Origin of the sequence: Curtobacterium sp. APC 4022 (genome assembly GCF_030407555.1) — a bacterium.
GTDB lineage: Bacteria > Actinomycetota > Actinomycetes > Actinomycetales > Microbacteriaceae > Curtobacterium.
This window is the reverse complement of the sequence record NZ_JASDDD010000084.1, coordinates 1-7,714: the sequence shown is the minus strand read 5'-3', so window position 1 is coordinate 7,714 and position 7,714 is coordinate 1. Positions and strand designations below refer to the sequence as shown.

Sequence of the window (7,714 nt, the reverse complement as noted above, 5' to 3'; positions counted from 1 at the left end):
CGGAGAGGACGGGGGTGCCGTCGCCGAGCAGGTGGTCCAGGGCGGGGGTGGTCGAGGTGGGCACGGGGTTCCTTCCACAGGGGTGCCCGCTGCCGTACGATGAACCGGAGCGGTGTTCCGGACAGTACCGGAACGCTGTTCCGTTTGCAACGACCATCGAGGAGACGACATGCCCGAGCCCGGTTCCGCCGCGTCCGACCCGGTGCAGCGCAGCGACGCGCGCCGGAACCAGGAGACCCTGCTCGAGGCCGCCGCGCGGGTCTTCGTCCGCTCCGGCGTCGACGCTCCGGTGCGTGCCGTCGCGACGGAGGCCGGGGTCGGCGTGGGCACCGTCTACCGGCACTTCCCGACCCGAGCCGACCTCGTGCTGGCCGTGTACCGCCACCAGGTGGAGGCGTGTGCGGAAGCGGGCCCGCGCCTCCTGGCCGAGTCGTCCGACCCGGACGTGGCGCTGCGTCGGTGGATCGGCCTGTTCGTCGACTTCCTCGTCACGAAGCACGGGCTGCCCGACGCCATGCACGGCGACGGCGCGGCGACCGACGCCCTGCACCGGTACTTCGTCGACCGGCTCGTGCCGGTGTGCGCCGACCTGCTGACCGCCGCGCGTGCCACCGTGCCGGGACGGGCGACGAGCGCGGGGGTCACCGGTTACGAACTGCTCCGCGGGGTCGGGAACCTGTGCATCGGGACGGCGGACGACCCGGAGTTCGACGTCGAGCGGGCCGTGCAGGTCTACGTGTCCGGTGCGCTCGTCGGTGTCCCGGGCGAGTGAGCACCGCGCTCCCGGCGCTCAGTCCTCGGTGAGTGCTGCCGCGTAGGCGCGCACCGACCGGTTGTACCGCGGCAGGGCCGGTTCGATCGTCTCGACGGCCAGCCGCAGCGCCTCGTCGCTCCGCCCGGCACTGTGCAGGGCGAGCGCGAGGAACACCGCCGGAGCGTCGCCGATCGACGGGTGGGCGGGGGCTGCGCGGAGCATCGTGATCGCGTCCTCGACCCGGCCCAGGTTCCGGAGCGTCGACGCGTGCTGGATCACCATCTGAGCGGCACGGATCGGGTCGACCGTCCCCAGCCCCTCCGCGGTGGCCCGGCTGTACTCGACGTCGGCCTCGACCTCGTGCCCGCCGGAGTCGTACGCACCGCCGAGCTCGAAGGCCCCGAGCGCCGGGTGCGGTGCGGCGTCGGCCAGCTCCCGCATCCGGACGATCCGCTGTTCGCCGTCGGCGTCGGGGTCGGCCCAGAGAGCGTCGACGTGCTGCTGCCACTCCGTCATGTCCACCGCGCCAGCCTAGGGGGCACCCCGATCCCGGACCGTTGGCCCGTCAGCCTTCGGTGCCCCGTCAGGCCTCGGTGACCCGCCCGGCCTCGACCCGCCACTGCCGGTCGAGCTGCACGGTGTCGAGCATCCGCCGGTCGTGGGTCACCAGGAGCAGCGTGCCCTCGTACGTCTCGAGGGCCTGCTCCAGCTGTTCGATCGCGACGAGGTCCAGGTGGTTCGTCGGCTCGTCGAGCACGAGCACGTTCACCCCGCGGGCCTGCAGCAGCGCCAGTCCGGCCCGGGTCCGCTCGCCGGGCGAGAGTTCACCGGCGGCACGCCCGACGTGATCCGCCTTCAGCCCGAACTTCGCCAGCAGGGTGCGGACGTCGGCGGTCGTCATCTCCGGCACGAGTCCCTCGAACACCGCGGCGAGCGGCTCCGTGCCCGTGAAGAGCGAGCGGGCCTGGTCGACCTCGCCCACGGCGACGCTCGATCCGATCGACGCGGTGCCGCTCGTCGGTTCCTGCCGCCCGAGCAGTGCCCGCAGCAGCGTCGACTTGCCGGCACCGTTCGGGCCGGTGATGCCGATCCGGTCGCCGCCGTTCACCTGCAGCGACACCGGGCCGAGCGTGAAGTCACCCTGCTCGTAGCGGGCGTCGGACAGGGTCGCGACGACGGCGGAGGACCGCGGTGCCTGGCCGATCGTGAACTCGAGCTGCCACTCCTTGCGGGGCTCCTCGACCTCGTCCAGGCGGGCGATCCGCGACTCCATCTGCCGCACCTTCTGCGCCTGCTTCTCGCTCGACTCGCTGGCGGCCTTGCGGCGGATCTTGTCGTTGTCCGGGGCCTTCTTCATCGCGTTCCGCACGCCCTGGCTCGACCACTCGCGCTGCGTCCGGGCTCGGGAGACCAGGTCGGCCTTCGTCGAGGCGAACTCGTCGTACGCGTCCCGCTTGTGCTGGCGGGCGATCTCGCGTTCCTCGAGGTACGCGTCGTAGCCACCGCCGAACAGCCGGTTGGACGACTGCGCCAGGTCGAGTTCAAGGACCGCCGTCACCGACCGCGCCAGGAACTCGCGGTCGTGGCTGACCAGGACGACTCCGCCGCGGAGGCCGCGCACGAACTCCTCGAGCCGGTCCAGCCCGTCCAGGTCCAGGTCGTTCGTCGGCTCGTCGAGCAGCACGATGTCGAAGCGTGAGAGCAGCAGCGCCGCGAGCCCCACACGGGCCGCCTGACCACCGGAGAGCGAGGTCATGAGCGAGTCCGCCGTGACGGAGCCGTCGGGAGCGTCGAGGGTCAGGCCGAGGTCGGCGAGCACCACCGGCATCCGCTCGTCGAGGTCGGCGGCCCCCGAGGCGAGCCAGCGTTCGAGTGCGGTCGAGTACCGGTCCGCGGCGGCGTCGCCGGCGCCCGGCTCGCCGAGGGCCAGCGCCGTCGCGTCCATCTCCGCCGCCGCCTCGGCACACCCGGTCCGACGGGCGACGTACCCGGCGACCGTCTCACCCGCCACCCGCTCGTGCTCCTGCGGCAGCCAGCCGACGAACGCGTCCGTCGGGGACAGCGACACGGTGCCGGCGAGCGGCTCGTCGACCCCGGCCAGCAGGCGCAGCAGGGTCGACTTGCCGGCGCCGTTCACACCGACGACGCCGATCACGTCACCGGGCGCGACCGTGAGGTCGAGGGAGTCGAACAGCGTGCGGGCGGCGTAGCCGCCGGCGAGCCCCTTGGCGACGAGCGTGGCGGTCATCCCCACATCGTCCCACCTCGCCGGGCCGGGCACGCACCGGACGGGAGGCACGGTGCGGTCCGGTCCCGTGCCTCCCGTCCGGTGCGCTGCCAGACTGACGGCATGCGACGCGTGCTGGTGCTGGGCGGGACCGGGTGGTTGGGGCGGGCGGTCACCGAGGCGGCGCTGCGGGACGGCTCCGAGGTGACGTGTCTGGCACGAGGCGAGTCGGGGGAGCCGCCGGCCGGTGCACGGTTCGTCCGGGCCGACCGCTCGGCAGCTGACGCCTACTCCGGCGTGGGCGACGCCTGGGACGACGTCGTCGAGTTGGCGACCGATCCGGCGCACGTGACCGGCGCGCTCGAGGCGCTGTCGGCGAGCGCCGCGCACTGGACGTTCGTCTCGACGATCTCCGTGTACGCCCGCACCGACCGGGCCGGTGACGACGAGGACGCGCCCGTCGTCGAGCCCGTCGAGCCGGTCGACCCGGTCGACCCGACGCCGTACGCCGACGCGAAGGTCGCCGGGGAGCGGGCGACCCGACGGGCACGGGGGACGGACGCGCTCGTGGTCCGGCCGGGCCTCATCGTCGGCCCCGGCGACCCGAGCGACCGGTTCGGCTACTGGGCCGCCCGGCTCGACCGCGGCGGCGACGTCGTGACACCCGTCCTGGAGGACCGCGCGGTGCAGGTCGTCGACGTCACGGACCTGGCGGAGTGGATCGTCCGCGCCGGGCGTGCGGGCACGGTCGGGACCGTCGACGCCGTCGGACCGAGCACGTCGATGGGGGCGTTCCTCGACGAGGTCCGGGCCGCGACCGGGTTCGACGGGAGGCTCGTGGCCGTCGACGACGACACCCTCCTCGCGCAGGGGGTCGCGTACTGGGCGGGACCGGCCTCGCTGCCGCTGTGGATCCCGGTCGGGGAGGTCGGGTTCGCCCGGCGGGCCGGTCGGGCGTTCCTGGCGGCGGGCGGGACGGTCCGGCCGCTCGCCGAGACGGTGCGGCGTGTCGTGGATGACGAGCGGGCCCGCGGGGTCGGGCGGGTGCGGCGATCGGGGCTCACCGACGCGGAGGAGCGGCGGGTCCTCGACGTGGTCCGTCTGGGCTAGCGCGCCTCGGAGGTGGGCCCGGTGTTCGGGGTCGGCGCTGGCGCCGGTCCTGCTGCCGGTTCGAGGGGCGCTGCCGAGTCGAAGGCGACGGTGAGCAGGGGCAGTTCATCGCGGGGGAGCACTGCGGTCAGGAGCCGCCCGTCGTCGAGTTCGATCGCCAGGCCGAGCACGAAGGGGTCCGTGTCGAGGAGCAGGCCCGGGCGCTCGACGCCGTCGACCAGGACGGGGTGGCCGGGCTGGACGCTGCGTTCGTCGACCAGTACGGGCCACGGGTGCTCGGTCGGGTCCGGGAGGCCGTGTTCGTCGCGGTACTGGTTCATCAGGACGTACCGCACGTGCTCGACGAGGGTCGCCGTCGCCGTGGGACGGGTCGCACCGGGCACGGACCAGTGCGTCTGGACTGCCTCCCACAGCATCGGGTACCGCATCCGCTCGACCCCGGCGATGAGCCAGGCCGGACGCGGCCACGGTGGGACCTCCTCGAGCGACCGCCGCCGCTCGTCATCCAGCACCGCCAGGTTCACCGGGTCGCTGCGGTCGTCGGGGTTCCGCCAGAGCGTGTACTGCCGGGACACGGTCGCACGCACCAGCACGCCGTCGTGTTCGCTGGTCTGCACGCCGAGGGAGCCCGAGTCCTCGAGGTGCCGCTGCGCGACGAGACCGGCGACGTCGAACCCGAGCGCACGAACCGCGGCCCGCTGCTCGAGCTCCGGGTCGGGCGCGTCCGCGCCGAGCACTCCGACGAAGTCCATGCGGCGAGCTTGGTCACTCCGGAGGACCCGGTCAAGCACCACCGGTCCAGCAGTAGGCGCAGCGCAACGAAATTCGTTATGCTCGCCGCATGTCGATCCCCGATGAGCGCGCCGCTGCGCTCCGTCAGAAGAGCTCCGTCAGCTTCGTGTTCGTCGTCTCCCTCGGCATGATCCTGGTCGCTGCCGTCCGTGCCTGGTTCATCGTCGCCGGGATGATCGACCAGCTCGCACACCGGACGACCGGCATCGACTGGACCTGGACGCTCGAGATGCCGGTCGCCCGCCCGTCGGGGGCGGTGTCCGACGGGGCAAGGGTCGTGGCCGGGACGACGCCGGCGGTGACCGAGATGGTCGGACGGGTGCAGGACCTCCCGGCCTCGACGATCGTGCTGCACGACCTGAGCGACCTCGTCACCGTCCTCACCGCGGGCGGGATCGCGGTCTGCCTGCTGCTCGTGACCCGCAGCATCGGGGACGGGCGTCCGTTCGCCCGGACCTGCTCACGCGCGCTCACGACGCTCGCGGTCATCGTGTTCGTGGGGTTCGAGGCTGCCTCGGTCCTGCAGACCGCGAGCGAGATGACGCAGCCGTCGATCGCCGGGGCGCTGCCCGAGTTCCTCGGCACGTACACCGGCCACGGCGGGGAACTTGGCGCCCCGTTCTGGCCGCTCGTCGCAGCAGCCGGACTGTCCGCCCTCGCAGCGGTCTTCCGGACGGCCGCCGGGTACCGGGACGACTCGTCCGGACTGGTCTGATGGCGATCGTCTGCCGACTCGACGAACTGCTGCTGGCGCGTGGGATGACGCTCGTCGAGCTCTCCGAACGGGTCGGGGTGAGCACCGTGAACCTCTCGATCCTCAAGAACGGGCACGCGAAGGCGGTCCGCTTCAGCACGCTCGAAGCGATCTGCGTCGCACTCGGCTGCCAGGTGGGCGAGCTGCTCACGCAGGTGCCGGACGCGTCGGCCTAGGCTCGGTCCGTGTTCGAACTCCACCACCTGTCGGCGCAGGAACTCTGGGACTGGATCCGCCGCGGGGACGCCACCGCCCGCGAGGTGACCGACCACTACGTCGCCCGCATCGAGCGGCTCGACCCGGAGCTCGGCGCGTTCGTGGCCGTCACCGCCGAGGCCGCGCGTGCCCGGGCCGACCACCTCGGTGACCTGGTGCCGACGTCGCGGCCGTTGTGGGGCCTCCCGTCCGCAGACAAGGACCTGACGGACCGGCGCGGGGTGCCCACCCGGTCCGGCACGCTCGCCCTGCCGGGGGACCCGGCGACGGCCGACCATCCGCTCGTCACGGCGCTCGACGACGCCGGGGCGATCAGCCTGGGCAAGACGGCGACGCCCGAGTTCGGGATGTCGTCGTCCTCCGAGACGCGCTTCGGCACCACCCGCAACCCGTACGACACTACGCGCGCCCCGGGCGGGTCGTCGAGCGGCGCCGCTGTGGCCGTCGCGGCCGGGCTGCTGCCGGCGGCCGTCGGGTCGGACGGCGGCGGCTCGGTGCGGATCCCGGCGGCCGCCACGGGCCTGGTGGGACTGAAGCCGAGCCGCGGTCGTGTGCCGTCGATGCCCGGGCGTGCCGGACTGGGCGGACTCGCCGTCGCCGGGCCGCTCACCCGGACCGTCGCCGACGCGGGGATGCTGCTCGATGCCCTCGTCGCACCGACCGGGGTGCCGGAGCGGCAGCCGTACGCGCTCGTGACGCCCGACGTCGGCGACGGGCCCTTCACCGCGGCGGCCGTCCGGGGCGAGGGGCGCTTCGTCGTCGGTCTGCTCGAGGGCTCGCCGTGGGACGACTTCGTGGACGTGGTCGTCGACCCGGCCGCGCGGGAGGCCGTGGACACCGCCGTCCGCGTGCTCGGCGAGGTCGGACACGGGGTCGAGGACGTGACGATGCCGCGCCTGCCGTACGCCGAGCCGTTCCAGGTGGCGTGGGAGTCCTCCGGCGCCGGCATCGCCCGGATCCCGGGGATCGACCTGTCGGCCCTGACACCGCTCGTCGCCTGGCTGGTCGAGCGCGGGCGGTCGCTCACGAGCACGCAGGTACTCGACGCGATGGCCGGACTCGACGCGTTCTCGATTGCGCTGATCCGGGCGTTCGACCGGTTCGACGCCGTCCTCACCCCGACGCTCGCGATGACCCCGCGGCCCCTCGGCTGGTACGGCGACGACCCGGAGGAGGACTTCCGGCGCCAGTGCGCGTACTCGCCCTGGACGTCGATGGCGAACGTGTCGGGGCTGCCTGCCATCACGCTGCCCGTCGGGGTCACCGGCGAGGGGCACCCGGACGGCGCAGGGCTGCCGATGGGCGTGCAGCTCATCGGACGCCCGGGTGGGGAGCGGGTGCTCCTGGCGATCGGGGCGCAGCTCGAGCGCCGGCTGCGCTGGCAGCGGCGGCACCCGGCCGGCTGGTAGCGCGGGCGCCCGGACTCCGTCTGTCCGGCGCGCCCGGGTCCTGCCGCCGAGTGGTCACGAGTCGTCGTTCTGGGGCGGCGTTCCCGACGGTTCGTGACCGGTCGGCGGAGCTGAGCGGGGTGTCGTGACCGGTCGGCGCTGGGGGTGCGGGCTGCGCCGTCGGCCGCGGGGGCCGTCTGGCGCACCCGGGTCCTGCCGCCGAGTGGTCACGACTCGTCGTTGTGGGGCGGCGTTTCAGACGGTTCGTGACCGGTCGGCGGAGCTGAGCGGGGTGTCGTGACCGGTCGCCCGACCCCCGCCGCCCCCGGCCCTACGGCAGCGTCGGCGCCGCCGCGACCAGGGCCCGCGTGACCTCGTGCGTCGGCGCGTTGAGCAGGGACACGGGGCCGTGCTCGACGATCCGCCCCGCCGACATCACCGCGACGGTGTCGCACAGCCGCTGCACCACGCCG

The 7,714-nt window shown here is 73.9% G+C and carries 8 protein-coding genes; 5 read left to right on the top strand and 3 right to left on the bottom strand.

All coding sequences use genetic code 11. The features are described 5' to 3' along the window. Nucleotides 1-169 precede the first annotated feature (169 nt). Nucleotides 170-772 carry a TetR/AcrR family transcriptional regulator gene (locus QL987_RS16450; RefSeq protein WP_290158721.1) on the top strand — a complete coding sequence of 201 codons (603 nt, stop codon included), beginning with the start codon at nt 170-172 and terminating at the stop codon, nt 770-772. 18 nt (nt 773-790) lie between these two features. Here the strand turns inward: QL987_RS16450 and QL987_RS16445 are convergent, their stop codons facing one another. Together QL987_RS16445 and QL987_RS16440 are read right to left on the bottom strand one after the other, a co-directional pair. Then, nucleotides 791-1,270 carry a tetratricopeptide repeat protein gene (locus QL987_RS16445; protein WP_253467915.1) on the bottom strand — a complete coding sequence of 160 codons (480 nt, stop codon included), beginning with the start codon at nt 1,268-1,270 and terminating at the stop codon, nt 791-793. Between the two features lie 67 nt (nt 1,271-1,337). Beyond that, nucleotides 1,338-3,002: an ABC-F family ATP-binding cassette domain-containing protein gene (locus QL987_RS16440; protein WP_290158719.1), complete on the bottom strand. Its 1,665-nt coding sequence runs from the start codon at nt 3,000-3,002 to the stop codon at nt 1,338-1,340. Between the two features lie 102 nt (nt 3,003-3,104). Here QL987_RS16440 and QL987_RS16435 point away from each other — a divergent pair, with 102 nt between their 5' ends. Continuing rightward, entirely contained in the window at nt 3,105-4,091 is a 987-nt protein-coding gene (locus tag QL987_RS16435; protein WP_290158717.1) for an NAD-dependent epimerase/dehydratase family protein, read from the top strand. On the opposite strand, the gene QL987_RS16430 is transcribed toward QL987_RS16435, so the two are convergent. Continuing rightward, complete coding sequence (locus QL987_RS16430; protein WP_290158715.1) at nt 4,088-4,843, bottom strand: hypothetical protein; 756 nt, start codon at nt 4,841-4,843, stop codon at nt 4,088-4,090. The two genes, QL987_RS16435 and QL987_RS16430, sit on opposite strands and share 4 nt — an antisense overlap. A gap of 89 nt (nt 4,844-4,932) precedes the next feature. Between QL987_RS16430 and QL987_RS16425 the strand changes: the two genes are divergently transcribed. Genes QL987_RS16425 through QL987_RS16415 form a run of 3 tightly spaced genes read left to right on the top strand, consistent with a single transcriptional unit; the run spans nt 4,933 to nt 7,262 of the window. Next, complete coding sequence (locus QL987_RS16425; protein WP_290158714.1) at nt 4,933-5,598, top strand: hypothetical protein; 666 nt, start codon at nt 4,933-4,935, stop codon at nt 5,596-5,598. Beyond that, the gene (locus QL987_RS16420; protein ID WP_290158712.1) at nt 5,598-5,813 is read left to right on the top strand and encodes a helix-turn-helix transcriptional regulator; all 216 of its coding nucleotides are present in this window, start codon (nt 5,598-5,600) and stop codon (nt 5,811-5,813) included. Before QL987_RS16425 ends, QL987_RS16420 begins: the two co-directional genes overlap by 1 nt. Nucleotides 5,814-5,822: 9 nt before the next feature. After that, on the top strand, nt 5,823-7,262 hold the full coding sequence (locus QL987_RS16415) for an amidase (RefSeq protein ID WP_290158710.1): 1,440 nt from the start codon (nt 5,823-5,825) through the stop codon (nt 7,260-7,262). Nucleotides 7,263-7,714: the final 452 nt, after the last annotated feature.

Excerpts from the sequence above, each read along its gene's own strand:
- QL987_RS16450 (WP_290158721.1), top strand. The coding sequence starts at position 170 with ATGCCCGAGCCCGGTTCCGCCGCGTCCGACCCGGTGCAGCGCAGCGAC.
- QL987_RS16445 (WP_253467915.1), bottom strand. The coding sequence starts at position 1,270 with ATGACGGAGTGGCAGCAGCACGTCGACGCTCTCTGGGCCGACCCCGAC.
- QL987_RS16440 (WP_290158719.1), bottom strand. The coding sequence starts at position 3,002 with ATGACCGCCACGCTCGTCGCCAAGGGGCTCGCCGGCGGCTACGCCGCC.
- QL987_RS16435 (WP_290158717.1), top strand. The coding sequence starts at position 3,105 with ATGCGACGCGTGCTGGTGCTGGGCGGGACCGGGTGGTTGGGGCGGGCG.
- QL987_RS16430 (WP_290158715.1), bottom strand. The coding sequence starts at position 4,843 with ATGGACTTCGTCGGAGTGCTCGGCGCGGACGCGCCCGACCCGGAGCTC.
- QL987_RS16425 (WP_290158714.1), top strand. The coding sequence starts at position 4,933 with ATGTCGATCCCCGATGAGCGCGCCGCTGCGCTCCGTCAGAAGAGCTCC.
- QL987_RS16420 (WP_290158712.1), top strand. The coding sequence starts at position 5,598 with ATGGCGATCGTCTGCCGACTCGACGAACTGCTGCTGGCGCGTGGGATG.